Origin of the sequence: Paenibacillus auburnensis (genome assembly GCF_927798115.1) — a bacterium.
In the GTDB taxonomy this organism is placed as follows: domain Bacteria; phylum Bacillota; class Bacilli; order Paenibacillales; family Paenibacillaceae; genus Paenibacillus_AQ; species Paenibacillus_AQ auburnensis.
Window position 1 is genome coordinate 1481425 of sequence record NZ_CAKMMG010000001.1, and the last position, 17053, is coordinate 1498477.

Below are 17053 nucleotides of genomic sequence, written 5' to 3' on the forward strand. Positions count from 1 at the left end.
ATTCATCTCACATCCAACTGACTCTTCCGGTTTCTCACTCGTATTATTACTAACTTTATGATAATTAAAATAATTTTTTAGCATTACATATTGAATTTTTTTATTTTATTAGCTGATATCTATCTTCCCGCGCACAAAAAATGATAATAAGTACCTTTTTTAGGTAAAATGCATAAAATAATTATACGTAATTTAAATAACAAAATGCTAATATAAAACCAACTATTAGAACTAATCAATCGTTTGAAAGCGCAACCAAGTATGTCACCCTCATTCAATAAAACTTCAGGAGGTGAACCGCTAGGCATTATTTACAACCTATGAGGGTCTACATAAATACAATTCCCGGGGTGGTTTTTTGGTGATTATACGCAAGTGGTCAAGAGCAATAGCGATACTTCTTCTGGTATTCTCCTTAATTGGACAGGCTCCTAAAAATGCGCATGCTGCCAGCGGATTTTATGTAAGCGGAACCAAACTAATGGATTCTACTGGACAACCTTTTGTTATGCGCGGAGTCAATCATGCGCATACATGGTACAAGGATCAGCTCTCCACAGCGATTCCTGCAATTGCTAAGACGGGTGCTAACACGGTCCGAATCGTATTATCAAATGGTTCTAAATGGTCCCTTGATGATATGAATGCGGTTAATAGTATTCTCAGCCTCTGTAAGCAAAACAAGCTGATCGCCGTTCTAGAGGTGCATGATGCCACAGGAAGCGACAGTCTCACGGATTTGAACACTGCCGTAAATTACTGGATTAGCATCAAAAATGCGCTTATCGGCAAGGAAGACAGCGTGATCATCAATATCGCCAACGAGTGGTATGGCACATGGGATGGGGCAAATTGGGCCAATGGCTATAAGCAGGCAATCCCGAAGCTTCGCAGCGCCGGTCTGAATCATACGCTGATAGTAGACTCGGCAGGCTGGGGGCAATATCCGTCTTCTATTGTCAATTACGGAACTGAGGTGCTAAATGCAGATCCGTTAAAAAACACAATGTTCTCTATTCACATGTATGAATATGCCGGCGGGAATGCAAGCACTGTCAAATCAAATATTGACAATGTGCTGAATAAGAATCTGGCATTGATTATTGGTGAGTTTGGCGGACAGCACACTAATGGCGATGTAGATGAAGACACCATTATGAGCTATTCCAAGGAAAAGGGCGTTGGCTGGTTGGCCTGGTCCTGGAAGGGGAACAGCAGTGATCTGGCCTATCTGGATATGGCAAATGATTGGTCAGGCAGCTCACTTACCCCTTTCGGCAATACTGTTGTAAACGGAAGCAACGGTATTAAGGCTACCTCCGTCTTATCCGGGATTTTTGGAGGCGGAAACACAAACCCTGGTTCCGGAAACACCTCGACCATGTATGATTTCGAATCAGGAACTATGAGCTGGGCCGGCAGCAATATTACAGGCGGCCCGTGGACAACCAGCGAATGGAAGTCTACCGGAACCTATTCTCTCAAGGCAGATGTGAACTTATCCTCCAACTCCAAACACAGCCTGTATATTGCCGCTAGTCAAAATCTTTTGGGAAAAACCAGTCTCAAAGCAACCGTAAAACATGCAGCCTGGGGCAGCTTCGGCAATGGCATCTCTGCCGTTCTGTATGTGAAGACCGGTTCGGGCTGGACGTGGTACGAGAGCGGAACTACGCCGATCAATTCGGCCAGCGGTACCGCTTTGACCCTGTCGCTCAGCAGCATTCCGAACTTGAATGATGTCAGAGAGATAGGGGTCGAGTTCCGGGCTTCTTCGGGCAGCAGCGGCCAATCTGCCATTTATGTGGATAGCATAACTGTTCAATAACCTTTTAAGCAGTTAAATATCAATAAGGAATAGATTAGGCTCATGTCACTGACATGGGCCTTTCAAGTGCCTGCCTTCGGGCCGCCTCTGAAGTCCCGGTATGGAGAAGTATTCCCCGCTGCTTGTCTTCCGCCTTAAGATCCGTAGTTTTCCTCCGGCAATCCATTCAGCATCTTCCTCTGCTGGCACCTCTTGTCCATTAATTGTTCATCTTTACTTCATATGCATTTTCATCATTTTCGGGTAATCTTATGTAGTTGATTTTGAAAGCTCCGGTGTAATAGAATGAATAAATTAAATAGAAAAGGATGCGCATAACCAATGCGATTGAAGGAACCGCGTACACTCAGTAAAAGATCCATATTATTCTTCTCCATTATCATGCTTGCAAAAAGCTATTTTGCCTGGTACTACTTGTTCGAGGACGGCCCGACCTGGAGTACATTGTTCAAAGAAATCCCCTTTGTCCTTATCATATTCTGTCTGATCGAGTGGTTCGCCACGAAACGGAAGATTGCTATCTACATGCTCGTTAATCTGTTAATTACCGTTCTATTCTTTTCCCTGATAGTCTACCATAATCACTTCGGGATTATCGCCACTTCACAAGTGATCGGTCAGGCGAAACAGGTGGGAGCAGTCAAAAAGAGTATATTTGCAGTCATTCATCCGCAGTATATGCTGATTTTCCTGGATATCATTATTATCAGCCTCATTATGCTAAGCCGGAAGAAAGCGCTGGCCTGGAAAAAAGCCATGTCGCGCCAGAGCAACCGCAAGGTAGTCGCAGTCCTGTTCTGTATCTCCCTGGTAATCTGCATGATGAATATCTTCCCTAACAAAGCGAGTATGAATGAGATGGTCCAGGCTGAGCAAATGGGGATCCTGAATTATGAAGCCTATGCCCTGCTTGCAAATCAGGAGGAAGAGGTCATCGACAGCGCCCAGATTACCCAATCGGTGATCGATCAGACCAAAGGTATTCAGGCCCAGACCAGTCCTATACTGCATGGAGCCGCCAAAGGCAAGAATCTGATTATCATTCAGATGGAATCCTTTCAGAACTTCTTAATCCATTTGTCGATAGACGGACACGAAATCACACCGAACATGAATAACCTGGCGGACAGCAGTATCTATTTCCCGCGCTTCTTCCAGCAGGTTGGTCAAGGCAACACCTCTGATGCGGAATTCATCGTAAATACTTCCTTTTATGTTCCGCCGGATGGTCCGGCAACCGAAATATACGCTCCCAAAGAGCTGCCAAGCCTACCGAAACTGCTGCAGGCTCAAGGCTATGATACCGCAACCTTCCATACGAACGAAGTTGATTTCTGGAACCGCGGTGAGCTCTATCGTGCACTTGGTTTTAACCGTTATTATGACAAAGCCTTTTTCGGGGAAGACGACACCATTTTTTATGGTTCTTCTGATGAAGTCCTCTATTCGAAGACCTCATCTGAGCTGGCCCGGATGAATGAACGCAGTGAACCTTTTTATTCCCATGTCATCTCAATGTCTTCCCATAACCCCTTCTCTATTCCGGAGAACAAGTATCAGATGACGTTGCCGGAACGATATGAAGGTACCTTTGTGGGTGATTATATTCGTGCCCAAAACTACGCGGATTACGCGCTGGGACAGTTTATTGCCGAACTCAAGGAGAATGGGGTCTGGGACGACAGCCTGATCGTGCTGTACGGAGATCATCGCGGACTGCCTATCTTCTCGCTGAAGGAAGAGGATAACGTTTTGCTTGAGGAAATTCTCGGGCATGAATATAACGAACGTGATCTGATTAATATTCCATTAATTATCTCCTCTGCCGGAGTTCCGGTTCCAAGCGTACAGAATCAATTAGGCGGACAGGTGGATATTTTACCGACAGTAGCGAATTTGCTGGGTGTGTCTGTGGAGGATCATATTCATTTTGGACAGGATTTATTAAACCAGACGTCCTACAATCTGCTGCCTCAGCGTTATTATCTGCCAACCGGATCATTTGTAAATAACGAAGAGCTGTTCTTATCCGGCAGCGGGTACGAGGACGGCCAGCATTACACGCTGTCTGGTGACGGCAACAAGCCGCTTCTTTCCACTGAGGATGAGTTTGAACGTGCACTGAAGCTCCTTCAGCTCTCCGACAGCTATGTGTCGCAATTACCCGATAGGGAAGTTCAGGAATAAGGCAACTTAGCATTACTTTTAGCAAAAAAAGCTGTAAATAAAAACACGGAGCGCTTAATCATTCGGGCTCCGTGTTTTTTTATATTTCATCGAGTCCTTAAGCTTCCGCAATGACTTTCCGTTACTCTAGCTCACAGAACCCCATGCGTGATCTTCCAGCATGGCGCCTCTACCAGATGAGGGGTTCAATATCAGCATTCAAACATTCAATAATAACTTACCTAACCTAACGTTGTCCTTCTCCTAATGTTTATAATTAAACAACCTAAGATTACTGAGGCGCTGTCAATAAAAGTTCTAATCCCCATGTCTACAATATCTACTTTTAAAACAAGCGGCAGAAAGAAGTTGAAAAACAATAAGTTAATTCCAAACATAATTCCACCAAATATAAAAGACTTTTTAACCGCATTTTCTGTCAAAATGGTGTGATTTAAAAAATCATACATAAGTCCAATGATAATTCCAGCACAGATGACCCAGATAAGGGTTTTCACTTGGGCCTGTTCAAACATAGAATAAATATGAAAAACTCTGTATTCAATTATTCTGCCAACAATAAAAAACAAGGTGATAATTGCAACGTTAGAGATAGATTGGATACTTAAGTGATGCTTTTTCTCTGGTGAATTGTGCGATATAAATCTCCCCGTCATTAATCCTAAAATAATAAGAACCATACTGTCTGCCAAGGGATAAGTAAATAAATCAATTGCAGAACCATGCGGCAACGGTTCTACTAAAAAAACGGTCCAGACGACAGAGTAGATTAACCCTGTTTTTAAACCTTTCGAATGGCTACTTCCGCCCATTCCTGTATGTATTAGGCGAAAAATAAGAGTAATTGCAATGAAAGCTAAGGTACCATAAATCATAAAAGCTATTGGTAAAGTACCATTCATTACAAATTCACTTTGTTGCAATACCGTTTGATCGGATGATGGAATTAATAGTTGCAGCACTGAACGTATTAGGATAGCTACAAAACTGATTACCACCACTATTACAGATGTTTTTTTACCAGTCATCTCCTCACTCCCTTTGGAAGAAGTATATATGAATAACCTCGTCACCCATATGACATTTCACTTAGTTGTTAATAAGGGAACTCGAAAGATTGATCTAGGCAAGTTTCCCAGAGTAGGCAATCAGAATATCGGTCAAAAAACGTTGAGGCGTCGAGTACTTCCTCTTCTTGGTGAGTAAACTTCAGTCGCTCTTGCAATAGTAGATATCACTCAACTTCATATGTAACTTCAGATTTTTTATCGTTGCGTCCCTATTCACAAAAAAGCAGCCGGGAAATACCCGGCTGCTCTCAGGGTTACAGGAAGCATCACTCGACCGGTACGTTCGCAATCGTCACCGCCTCTGTATATTTGGCCGTACTGTTCAATCGCAAACGCATACTGGCCGCGCCGGTTATGTTCGGATTGATGGACAAGGTTAACGTTTTAGAGGCAACACCATTAGAATCAGCCGTAAGCGAGAAAGCCGAACTGTAGCCATAGGAAGACGGCCAGGAACCATCGCTGTTCTTGATCTTTGCAACCTGCGTTCCCGAGCCATTATAGATGCCGAGGCTGTAGCCGGAAGTCGTTGAGTTGGCTGTCAAACCTGAAAGGATTACTTTCACCTGGAATTCATATTGATTGGGAAGTGTCGCCTGATGTTCAAATACATAAGCCGGGTTGGTGGTTGATGGTGCAGCCACACCATAAGAACCGCTTTTAAATGTAGAAGGGTCATACCATTTGTATCCGGAAGCCGGAGTTGCCCAAGGCTCTGCCACCGGCTGGGTGGAGTTAGCGGGTAATTCCCAGCTGGACAGCGTAGTGGCTGTATCCAAGGTAAGCCCGGGTACCGAGGAAAGTGAGGTATAGCTTTCCTTCGTTGCTAGCCAGTTGACCATGTTGAGCAGGAGAGTTGCATCGTCTTCTTCTGCATAGCCGTCATAGGTGGTCTTGGTACCGCCGGTCTCTTCCTTCTTGTATTTAGGTGAAGCATCTTCTACCGCCGAGGAATCCCCGATAAATGCTGCTTTGCCTGCGCTTACCTTGGCCACAGCAACAAACGGCCCTTCCGCTACTCCGCCGCCGTTATATACCCCGGCATCCACTGCGCTCGACCAAGCCGTAGTAGTCGTCGGCACATAGACGATTCCTTTCGCTTTGGCCGGATTGGTAATAGCAAGCGTTGAACCGGCGTGAACGGCAACCGTGGATACTCCGCTTGTAATATTGAAGGCTTGGGACGGTGCCACAATGTTGTTGGCTACGACATCACCGAGTGCGTTGTAGCGGAATCTCACCCCAAAGTTAGTGGACAGCCAATCCGAACTGGCAACACCAGACATGGCGGACGAAGCAGCTTCCTCTGTACTCATGCCAAGTGCAGGATTGCTCCAGGCCCCCCGCCGGTAGCCGTTAAAAACCTCTGAGGCGTCCCAACGGTTTTTGTTCCGGTCCGCATTGTAATGATCGCTGATAAAGAAAATACTCCCGCCGGCGTTTACATAGCTGAGCAACGCCGCCTGCTCGGATGTCTTGTAAGGAATGTTAGCTTCCGGAATCACAAATACGTCGTAGCCGGACAGATCCGCCAATGTAATCGCAGTGCTCTTACGCAATTCCTTCACATAATAGCCAGCACCCGCCAAACCGCCAGCAAAATCGGAAAAGGCACCATCGATGACCCAATCCGCTGCGCCCGCGGTCTGGGCATGCGTATTATCGAATAGAACTTTCTTGCCGTTTGCAGCAGCAGGGGTGATACTGGGAGCCGGATCGGACGGACCCTCAGCATTGACCTTCAGGGACGGGATTCCTAAAGCCGCAGCCAGAACAGCGGCAATGGCCAGACTCGTCCAGGTTTTGCGCAGACGCGGGAAGCTATGAAGCATTAACATTCCTCCACTCTATTCTTAGGATATGACCAATGGCGGTCGCAACTAGAATAGCATAGGAGAATATGGAAAAGGATATAATTTTACTATTTTTACAATTTTAATATATATTTGTGAAAGACGCACAACACATTAACATACTGTTGATCTAAATCGGTCTCAGTCATGACAGGAAAAACACTTGAGCGTGTATCCGCCTTTACTTGGAACTCCGCCAAAAAGTTGAACAATCAGCTTTATCCTCAATATTGAATTCGATCATTTCCTTCAGCAAGGAATAATCCACCGGTTTCTCCCAGCGGATGCGCACCAGCTGTTTCGTGTGATCATAGCCGGCCTGCACAATTTTATCAGAGAAATGATTAATCCCTGCCAGTTCAGGGGCAACCGCCATATGCTGTTTGGCTACGCTAAAGCCAATAATATACGTGCCGTGATCGGTAAACATGGGCTGATTCCAGGCAATTTTGGGTGTCAAGCCGGGAAATGAATCAGCTACCCAAACCAACACTTCTTCCACGCGAGCCAGATGTTCCGGATGATCAATCTTCGCTAAATATTCTGCAAAAACTTCCATGTCGTTCCTCCTCAAGGAATATGGGTTTTAATCCTTTTTCTGATTCCAATCTACTACTACTATCTATGTCCATGTCTACGTCTACGTCTTCCAAGGTTCAATCCATTTTGCATTCCTACTCATGAGCTTCGGCATCTATTCAGGTCAGCCCTTGTACTCATGTTCAAGAATCGAATACAGGTAGGAGTCATGCCATCCGCCCTTATGCCACATATGTTCACGCAAATGGCCCTCGTAAACCATTCCGATCTTTTGCATCACTTTCGCAGAACCGATATTGTCTGGGCGGCAGGTCGCGTAAATCCGGTGCAATCCAAACTCCCGGAAACCGAGCTTGAGCAAAGCCTCCGCCGCCTCACTTGTATAGCCCTGCTTCCAGAAAAGCGGATTGAAACAATATCCGATCTCCCCCTGCTTCGGGTCACTGAGATGAAGTCCGCATCCGCCCAGCAACTGATTCGTAGCTTTCAGTACGACTGCGAATTCAAACCCCAAGCGGGGAGATTGCTTTTGCATATCTATAGTCTGGTTAAGATAATCTCTTGTCTCCGCTTCTGAGTTCGGGCCCCAGATCATATATTTGGCCACTAACGGATTGGATGCATAGGCATGCACTTCTTCCAGATCCTCAGGCATGAATTCCCTAATGATTAACCGGTTCGTCTCGAGCTGGAAAGTGTTCATCTATAGCCCCCTTTTCTTGTAAGAAACCCAGTCTTCCATTATTCTAGTAGTCAATAGATCGCGTATGGCACAGGAGGATTTGCTGAATGGACAAAAAAACGCTGGCTGCATTAAAGAAGCTGTACCGTTATGACAATTCCGGGTATGATGCAGAGCGCGGCGTCAGTCTATACCGGTTGGAGAGCTTAAGCCTTGAAGAGCGCAGGCTACTTACGCAATATGGATGGGAAGCAAATGAACTGGAATGGATCACCCATGATGAAGGGAACCGGAAGCTGATGGCCCTTCAATCGGATGAGCGGTTGTCATGGTCAGGGATAACTGGAGCGTTCATAGCGGGTGTTGGCGGAAGCTTCCCCAGAGGCATTTCTCCCCTGATGAGCTATCACAGGATGCTGCAGATGAAGGAACATGAATACGTTCAAGCAAAGCACTTCATTTGCTGCAAAACCTGCGGATTTCATAAAGACCAGTGGGAGAATGTATCTTACATCCGCTATACCCTCCACCTAGGCAATGTATACGGCAGCAGCACTACCGGAGCATACGCCGATTTAACGGAGATCGCGGAGTTGCTGGAGCACAGCCCTATTGTACCGGCAGCAGCAGATATTGAGCTTTTCAGACAGCTCATTAAAAGCCTTGATTCAGCACCGTCTGATGAAACTCCCGGTCAATTTGAGAAGCGGCTGACCTCCTCCCGCCTGATAAAAGGTACTGCGGGTACGCGCCGGGGGATTCTGCAATCGCTTGCTGTGCTTGGTGTGCTGCCGAATCAGATCTTGACGCTTACTCCCGGTCACTGGACGAATACAGAAGAAATGTTAAATGGAGAGCTTCATTTGAACAATACCCGGGGACGCTCCGATATGGAGATGCCATGGGCCGGCTGGCAGGGTAAGCTTGGTGTCAATACAGCAGTTCTGGACCAGTTGTTCGGAGAGTTCCTCTGATGTTCCTCAGGTTAATTTAGTTCCTTGCTCTTAATGGTAAAGCCGCGGACCTTCATCCACTTCCCGGCAACGGATTCATCGACGGTTCCTGTTTTGGTTCTCACGCAAAATTTATGTGACGTCCCTCTGTCAAAGCCGGATGCCTCATAGAGCAAATCGTCACCCGCCTGCCCCTTAAAATATACCTGCTTCAGGCCAAGCCGGCTTAGCAGTTCCTGCTTTACACTTTCAATATACATGCGTGAATATTCTTTAGACATTGTTGTTTTTTCCTCCTGCAGTGTTCATTCTCTTGTCCATTATACCATTCTCTTGTGGGAGGTGATTTAATCGAACTCGAGAATTTCTATTATGGGATTGAAAGTGACTGCAGAGAATCTTTGGACTTCCGGCCGCTGTTATGTTTGGATTTCTTTATTTAATCGCTGAGCACGGTTGAAATCCAAACATAAAGGCGGACGCTATCGCTCCTACAGTTCCAAACTTCTCTTCCGCCACTTTTCCCTTATTGTATATTTTCAAGTTCCATTTATATAGTGGGCTAGCAGCAAAAAGCAACAGTCCTCCACGATCTGGAGGACTGCTGCTATATTGAGAATGTATTTACCTATTCAACCAGATGGCATGTTGCAAAATGGCCTTCGGCTACCTTCCTCTGTTCCGGCTTTACCACCTTGCAGGTATCCAAAGCATAAGGACAGCGGGGATGAAAGGTACAGCCGCCGGGAGGGTTAAGTGGTGAAGGGATCTCCCCTTGAATCGATAACATCTCTTGTTTATTTTCCGGCTTATCCGGGATTTTCAGAATCGAATTAAGCAGTACTTGAGTATATGGATGGGTTGGCGTCTTGAATAATTCATCTGCCGGAGCCTGCTCAACGACCTCACCCAAATAAAGAACAGCAATATCGTCGCTTAAATACTCGACAACCGCCAGATTATGAGAGATGAAGATATACGTAAGATTGAACTCTTCCTGTAAATCGCGCAGCAGCTGAATAACCTGAACCTGAATGGACACGTCCAATGCCGAGACGGGTTCATCACAAATTATCAGCTTCGGATTCAGCGACAGCGCTCGGGCGATGCCGACCCGCTGCAATTGCCCGCCGGACAATTCATGCGGATATGCATACTGAACTTCATCCGGCAGACCTACTCGCTCCAGCAGCTCCACCGCCCGTTCCCGCCGGCTACCCTTTGTTCCTATTTTATGGATAGCCATTGCATCTTCAATGGCCTCCCCTACAGTCATCCTCGGATTGAGACTCGCCTTGGGATCTTGAAATATAATCTGCATATTCCGGCGCAATTCACGCAGCTTTTTCTTTTTGATACTGGATAGGTCATTTCCCTCAAAAAGAATTTTACCCTTGTCAGATTCCAGCAAACGCAGGACCATCCGTCCCAGTGTTGATTTTCCCGATCCGCTCTCCCCGACAAGCCCCAGCGTTTTTCCGGCTTCCAGGGTGAAGGATACATTCTCAATAGCATGCAGCTTCTTGCCTTGTACGCGAAAGGTTTTGGAGACATTCTCTACCTGCAAGAGTGGACTAGACGGCATAGGAAGCAACCTCCTCGGCATGATGACAGGCAATTTGATGATCTATGCCAAATGTACGGAGCTCAGGCACCTCATGGTGGCACCGCTCCGTTTTGTAGGTGCAGCGTTCGGCAAACGGGCAGCCGGCAGGAGTCTCGGTAAGCGTCTTTGCTGACTTCGGAATGGAAATAATCTCTTTTCCCTTATGGCCAACCTCAATAATGGAGCGTTTTAGCCCGATGGAATACGGATGTGTCGCCTCGCGGATGAACTGATCCGTGGTTGCCATCTCCATGATTTTCCCGCCGTACATTACAATGATTTTGTCGCAAAAGTTGGTGGCGAGGCCAAAGTCATGCGTTACCATAACTACGCTCATCCCGTGTTTTCTGCGCAGGTCCTGCAGCAATGCGAGAATTTGCATCTGTACCGTAACGTCAAGCGCTGTAGTTGGTTCGTCGGCAATCAGGAGCTGCGGTTCACAGGCCAGTGCGATAGCGATCATGATCCGCTGGCGCATCCCGCCGGAGAATTCATGCGGATAATTTTTAAATCTGGATTTTGGATCAGGGATTCCCATTTCATGGAGTAGTTGAATCGTCCGTTCAAAAGCTTCCCTGCGGCCTGCATATTGATGCGTCAGCATGGCCTCCATAATCTGATCCCCAATGCGCATTACCGGATTCAAGCTGGTCATCGGATCCTGAAACACAACGCCGATATCGCGCCCGCGGATATCCTCTAACTGTCTCGGCCGTAATTTGAGTAAATCCTTCCCCAGAAAATTAGCCGTTCCTGAAGTGATTTTTCCATTTTCACGGAGCAGTCCGATGGAAGACATCAAGGTGACGGATTTACCGGATCCGCTCTCGCCGACGATCCCCAATGATTCATTGGCATGAATCGCAAAACTGACACCATTAACGGCAAAAACTTCATCCTCACTTCTGGAGAATTTCACATGAAGGTTATCTATAGAGAGTAGCGGTTGTTCTTGCATGTCAATTTCCCCCTTTCGGACTGAACGCTTCCTGAAGCCCGTCTGCAACAAACAGAAAAGCCAGCAGTGTCAGGGCAAAGATGCCCGCCGGAAAGTATAACAGCCACGGAAAGCCGAGAATATTGTCGCTGGCTTGGGCAATCATATTCCCGAACGAAGGGATTGGCGGCTGAAGCCCCATGCCAAAGATGCTCAAACCTGCAATCTGTGTGAGATCGCCGGGGATTCCGAACGCAAGGGCAACCCCCATGCTGCCAATGACATTCGGCAACATATAGCGTCTGGCGATATGTGCCTGGGAAGCCCCCAGGGCTCTTGCCGCTTCCACCATTTCACCATCCCTCATCCCCAGAACAAGACTGCGGATCAGTCTGGCATAACCCGCCCAGCCTGGAATACCAATAGCAAGAATCAGCGAAGTATATCCGCGGCCTAACAGAATAACCAGAATCAGGGCAAAAAGAAATCCCGGCAGCGTCATCATGAAATCCACAGCACGCATAATAATCATATCTGCGATCCCGCCGCGCAAGCCTGCCCATAGGCCCAGGATAATTCCAATCACGAAGCTGACTACTGTTGCTCCAAAAGCAATAATAAGTGCACTGCGTACACTGTACAGAATTTGGCTGAACATATCATGCCCGACATTATCGGTACCAAAGATATGCTGCCATGAGGGTCCTTGGTTAATCGCCAAAAAATCTCCGCTGCGGTAGTCATAAGGGGCTACATAAGGTCCAATAATCCCGGCAATCAAAAAAAGTACAACCCAGACCATGCCGATAACTGCAAGCTTATGGTTTTTGAAGCGTTTCCATCCCTGATAGAATGGAGACCGATGAAAGGTTCTTTTCTTTACGACAGCATCTGATTTCTTTATTACAGCTGAGCTTGCCAATTGCCCGCTCCCCCTCCTAAGATCGTATGCATTCCATTGGTTTATAATTTGACCCGGGGGTCAATCAAGGCATAAACGATATCTACCAATAAATTGATGACCATAATCATGGAACCGAGCAAAAAGACTGAAGTGATCGCTAGCGGATAGTCGAAACTGGTGAACGCTGACTGCATCACCTGTCCGAGCCCCGGAATGGCAAAAATCTGCTCTACCCATATTGTTCCCATGACCGTAAATGCAAACTGGGGTCCAATGACGGTAATCATCGCAGTCAGTGAATTCTTAACACCATGCTTGAAAACCATCGGCCAGTATTTCACACCTTTGGCTTTGGCCGTCCGGATATAATCCAGCCTCAAGGTTTCGATTAGGCTTCCCCGCATGTATCTGGCCACCACACCAATGTTCCCCGCAGCCAGACAGATCACCGGAAGAATAACATCCTTCCATGTCCCCCAGCCCGTTACGGGCAATATCCCTTGAAAAACAACCCCGAACAGCAGAACCATAATTACCGCCAGTACAAACGCAGGGATGGCTTGACCCGCGAGTGAGATCGAACTCACTACATAATCAATCCATGTATTCCGTTTCAATGCGGCAATAATGCCGAGCGGAACACCAATAATTACGGACAGGAGCACTGAACCTAAAGCCAGCAGCGAACTGATCGGTAAAGACTGCTTCAGCTGATCCGAAATTTTCAAGGAAGGATTCTGCATCGAATTTCCGAAATTGAAGGTTAATTCATGCCATATATATTTCAGGACCTGGCGCCAAAGCGGCAAATTCAAGCCATACCGGCTTTCGAATTGTTCCATGATTTTATGATAAAGAACAGGGTTTTGCCCTTGCAGCGGAGCAAGTACGGTAGCCATGATATTACTGTTCATGAATCCGCCTGGCGAGTAGTACATCATAATATAACTGACTGTGATGACCAGCATCAATGTGATTATAATTTGAACGATTCGCTTTAACACAAACTTTGCTACAGTCATTCCCGCGCCTCCCTTACCGGTCAGAGGGCACCGGAAGAGGTGCCCCTGATTGGTGACTATTAAATTTCTGGTGACTATTTTACCGATAAGAAGTGCAGTCCGTAGAAGTTACCCCATGCCCAAGGATTCGATTGCACACCCGTAATACCCGGCTTCACCAGGAAGAACTGCTGCTGATAGAACAGCGGGATGGCGTAGGCATTGTCTATCAGGTTATTGATAACTTTAGCAGCGAATGGTGCTGCATCTTCAACTGTCAATGCATTGACGAACTCTGCCTGCCACATTCTTAGGTCTCTTAAATCATCCGACTGGGTTTTGTTATAGTACACCTGTACATCCAGCGCATTCTGATTCAGCTTTCCGCCCGGTGCATTCGGGGCAATGAAGCTCCATGCACTTACAAAAGCGGCATGCTTCTCATCATTTGTCTTCGCTTTCTTCCATACATCCACAATCTGTTGCCACTGTTCGGCAGCCGTTGGTACTCCCTTCGGCTTCAGATAAGGCTGCCACTCGGCAGGCTGCTTCGCCGTCCAATCTTCCAAGAAGGCGATGTCTTCTTTGGCCGCCTGTTCAAGCTTAGCCCAATCGCTCCATTCCACGCCAACCTTCGCGTCATTAGGATCTCCGTATTGTTCAATAGCAGGTTTATAGTAGACTTCTTTGCTCCAATTCACGAAATTCTGGGTAGCTTCAAGCGGTGCATCCAGTGTACCGATGGAATACAGCTGCTGTGTTGCACCCATATCCAGACTTCCCGGTTCACTCCAGTTCGTTGCCCCGGAAGCCAGGATGAATCCTGGTTCGGCATCCGCTTGCGGGCCGTTATATTGATAGGCATTGAACTGGGTTTCATTCAACTGTTTGATTTCCGTTGTAATTCCGAGCCCCTGCTGCAATTCCTGACCAAGCGCCAGGGCAATGGATTCCCCTTGCGGATCCACTTGCTTAACACCAATATAAAGAATCAGCTTCGGCAACCCTTTGCCGCCTTCAAATCCGGCATCCTTGAGCATCTGTTTAGCTCCATCCAGATCCTCTTCAATTCCCTTTTCCAGCTTTTCCGTCGGCCAGCCTGGTGATGCGAACACATTGGTTACTCCGCCCATACCATTCAGAACCGATTCTACAATCGGTTTACGCTGGAGTGCTTTGGCAATCGCCTGACGGACTTCCTTCTTGTCGTACGGGGATTCCTTGGTCGGGTTGGACCATTCCAGGTACTTGATGGCATAATTTGGTGCTGTGAACAGCTCTGAATTCAGATCATGTGACTTCACATATTGCAAATCCGACGTAGTCTGCACCAGCGCTACCTCAGTTTTACCAGCCATGTAATCTTCTACCGGCACGGTTGTGGCCGGGAGTACATGGATCGTTTCCACATTCCCGCGGTTCAGCTGATCCTTCACACCCACATAATTGGGATTGCTTACCATTACAAGCTCTCCGTTAGGTGTGAACGATTTAACCATATACGGACCGTTACTTACGAAGTTCTCTGGGGCAAACCAGTCACTCGGGTGCGCGTCAACAACCTTTGGATTCATCGGCATCGCCCCGGCCAGCACCAGATCACCCAAGATGGCATGAGGCAGCGTAGTGGTAATTTGCAAGGTATAATCATCAATTACTTTGAGTCCGACTTCTTCTTTACTTACCGACCCAGCGTGATAAGCGTAAGAGTTCTTTACAAAATTAAGTACGCTAAGCCACAGCTGTGCGGTCGTATTCTTAGGATCCAGCTGGTACATGTAGGAATAATAAAAATCATTGGCAGTAACCGGATCACCGTTAGACCATTTGGCATCCTTTCGGAGGGTAAACGTCCAGGTCGTTTTATCCTCAGAAACTGTATATCCTGTAGCAATCTTAGGGACGATTTCATTTTTTTGATTGTACCCATACAGACCTTCGAGCAGAGTACCTTGTTCAACAAGAATCTGCCCCTGCCACTGCGTCGGATCCAGTGTAGGCATCTTCGGATTGAAAATAGTCACCGAGCTTCCTGCTTTAATCTCAGGATCAGAAGCGCTTTCATTTTTAGGAGCGGATTCTCCTGAATTATTCTTCGTGTTAGACGCACTATTGGTACTGGCCGGCTTGTTCCCATCATTGCCGCTGCCACTATTGCCGTTGGCATTATTTGAGTTGTTGTTGCATGCAGTCACCGAAAGCATAGCAAATGACAGAATAAGCGCGAGAATAGCATTCTTCTTTTTCATCCTCAAGCGTTCCCCCTTAAATATGTTCCTCAAAATAAACCTAACACGTTATCAATTAGTTATCATTTGTACTATCAATATGATACTTCCAGCTACTCACCTCCTAAATTAAAACCAAACACAACTTGACAATAATAACACAAAACCTAACATTTATTCCCGTATATCACTTATGTAACCGCTTCAATTGTAATTTTATTACTGTTTCATGTCAAGAAAAAAATGGAATTCAATTTTTGTTAGTATAACTATTCATGATAATTTTAGACTAACAAAATTTACGATTTCGTGAAAATCCCTTCATTTTCATAATATTTATTATTATCAAATTCGTAAAAATCCGATAATTCTCTCTCCCTAATCTTATACGGGAGCAGATCCCGTCTAAGTTCCGGGCGATATCCGCATAAAAAAGCCGCGCTATGCGCGGCTTCTGCTTACAGTAAATTCACCCTATAACCCATCTATTATTGATATGAGATCAGGCTCCTAATAACGAACCTATTCATCACTGAATAGCTCCCTCAATACCGCCTTACGGTTTTCGAGAAACCGTCTGGTTAGAATGTAATGCAGTGTGTCTTCGTACTGAATCTCCCCGACAGGCTGGCTGTCAAAGTTCAGGATTTGGGCATCCGGATAGCCAAGGAGAATCGGGGAGTGCGTTGCGATGATAAACTGGGCTTCTTGATCCAGATCCTTAATGATTCGGAGCAATGACAATTGCCGGGCTGGTGATAGCGCAGCTTCGGGTTCATCCAGCAGATAGATCGCCTTTTTTCCGAAACGGTGCTTAAAAAGCGACAAAAACGCCTCACCATGGGACTGTTCATGTAATGACTGCCCCCCATAATACCTCAAGCTGGAAGGCATCGTATCGATATGTGAAGCAAAGTGGTAAAAGGTCTCCGCCCTGAGAAAAAAGCCGTCGGTCACCTTGGGCAGCCAGGATAATCGCACGTGATCTCCGAGCGCCGAGTGCGAAGCATCTACCTCGTAAGTATTGTTCCTGCCTCCGCCTGCCGTATTAAATCCGCACTGATAAGCGACTGCCTCGAGCAGTGTGGACTTTCCTGAGCCGTTTTCGCCAACCAGAAAGGTAACATTCGTCTTGAATTCAAGACGGTGCAGATTTTTCAGGGCTGATATGGTAAATGGATAGCGGGAACGATCCGTATCCTTTTTCGGTAGAATCTCCACACTTCGCAGGAACATATAATCATCTCCAAACCTATGTTATGAA

14 protein-coding genes are annotated in these 17053 nt (G+C 46.5%); 3 read left to right on the forward strand and 11 right to left on the reverse strand.

Annotated features, from left to right (window positions below):
• Window positions 1-361: 361 nt before the first annotated feature.
• Together L6H70_RS06855 and L6H70_RS06860 are read left to right on the forward strand one after the other, a co-directional pair.
• Window positions 362-1828: a glycoside hydrolase family 5 protein gene (locus L6H70_RS06855; protein ID WP_236331254.1), complete on the forward strand. Its 1467-nt coding sequence runs from the start codon at window positions 362-364 to the stop codon at window positions 1826-1828.
• Between the two features lie 321 nt (window positions 1829-2149).
• Window positions 2150-4015 (forward strand): LTA synthase family protein, encoded by a 1866-nt coding sequence (locus tag L6H70_RS06860; RefSeq protein WP_236331257.1) that lies wholly within the window; start codon window positions 2150-2152, stop codon window positions 4013-4015.
• A gap of 221 nt (window positions 4016-4236) precedes the next feature.
• Here the strand turns inward: L6H70_RS06860 and L6H70_RS06865 are convergent, their stop codons facing one another.
• The 4 genes from L6H70_RS06865 to L6H70_RS06880 all read right to left on the reverse strand — a co-directional run bounded on the left by L6H70_RS06865 (window position 4237) and on the right by L6H70_RS06880 (window position 8181).
• Window positions 4237-5043, reverse strand: a complete 807-nt coding sequence (locus tag L6H70_RS06865; protein WP_236331261.1) for a hypothetical protein — start codon at window positions 5041-5043, stop codon at window positions 4237-4239.
• 308 nt (window positions 5044-5351) lie between these two features.
• Window positions 5352-6917 (reverse strand): DNA-binding protein, encoded by a 1566-nt coding sequence (locus L6H70_RS06870; protein ID WP_236331264.1) that lies wholly within the window; start codon window positions 6915-6917, stop codon window positions 5352-5354.
• Between the two features lie 202 nt (window positions 6918-7119).
• The gene (locus L6H70_RS06875) at window positions 7120-7497 is read right to left on the reverse strand and encodes an iron chaperone (RefSeq protein WP_236331266.1); all 378 of its coding nucleotides are present in this window, start codon (window positions 7495-7497) and stop codon (window positions 7120-7122) included.
• A 144-nt stretch (window positions 7498-7641) separates the two neighbouring features.
• Window positions 7642-8181 (reverse strand): GNAT family N-acetyltransferase, encoded by a 540-nt coding sequence (locus tag L6H70_RS06880; protein ID WP_236331269.1) that lies wholly within the window; start codon window positions 8179-8181, stop codon window positions 7642-7644.
• A gap of 86 nt (window positions 8182-8267) precedes the next feature.
• Between L6H70_RS06880 and L6H70_RS06885 the strand changes: the two genes are divergently transcribed.
• Complete coding sequence (locus L6H70_RS06885) at window positions 8268-9134, forward strand: hypothetical protein (protein ID WP_236331271.1); 867 nt, start codon at window positions 8268-8270, stop codon at window positions 9132-9134.
• Between the two features lie 11 nt (window positions 9135-9145).
• Here L6H70_RS06885 and L6H70_RS06890 read toward each other — a convergent pair whose 3' ends face one another.
• From L6H70_RS06890 to L6H70_RS06920, 7 genes are all read right to left on the reverse strand, one after another.
• Window positions 9146-9394: a hypothetical protein gene (locus L6H70_RS06890; protein WP_054941180.1), complete on the reverse strand. Its 249-nt coding sequence runs from the start codon at window positions 9392-9394 to the stop codon at window positions 9146-9148.
• Between the two features lie 347 nt (window positions 9395-9741).
• On the reverse strand, window positions 9742-10698 hold the full coding sequence (locus L6H70_RS06895) for an ABC transporter ATP-binding protein (protein WP_236331273.1): 957 nt from the start codon (window positions 10696-10698) through the stop codon (window positions 9742-9744).
• A complete protein-coding gene (locus L6H70_RS06900; protein ID WP_236331275.1) occupies window positions 10688-11677 on the reverse strand; it encodes an ABC transporter ATP-binding protein in 990 nt (329 codons plus the stop codon). Before L6H70_RS06900 ends, L6H70_RS06895 begins: the two co-directional genes overlap by 11 nt.
• Before the next feature lies 1 nt (window position 11678).
• Window positions 11679-12578 carry an ABC transporter permease gene (locus tag L6H70_RS06905; protein WP_236331277.1) on the reverse strand — a complete coding sequence of 300 codons (900 nt, stop codon included), beginning with the start codon at window positions 12576-12578 and terminating at the stop codon, window positions 11679-11681.
• A 41-nt stretch (window positions 12579-12619) separates the two neighbouring features.
• Window positions 12620-13582, reverse strand: coding sequence for an ABC transporter permease (locus tag L6H70_RS06910; RefSeq protein ID WP_236331279.1), 963 nt, complete (start codon window positions 13580-13582; stop codon window positions 12620-12622).
• Between the two features lie 74 nt (window positions 13583-13656).
• Window positions 13657-15810 carry a peptide ABC transporter substrate-binding protein gene (locus L6H70_RS06915; RefSeq protein WP_236331281.1) on the reverse strand — a complete coding sequence of 718 codons (2154 nt, stop codon included), beginning with the start codon at window positions 15808-15810 and terminating at the stop codon, window positions 13657-13659.
• Window positions 15811-16311: 501 nt separating this feature from the next.
• The gene (locus L6H70_RS06920; protein WP_236331283.1) at window positions 16312-17025 is read right to left on the reverse strand and encodes an AAA family ATPase; all 714 of its coding nucleotides are present in this window, start codon (window positions 17023-17025) and stop codon (window positions 16312-16314) included.
• Between the last annotated feature and the right edge of the window lie 28 nt (window positions 17026-17053).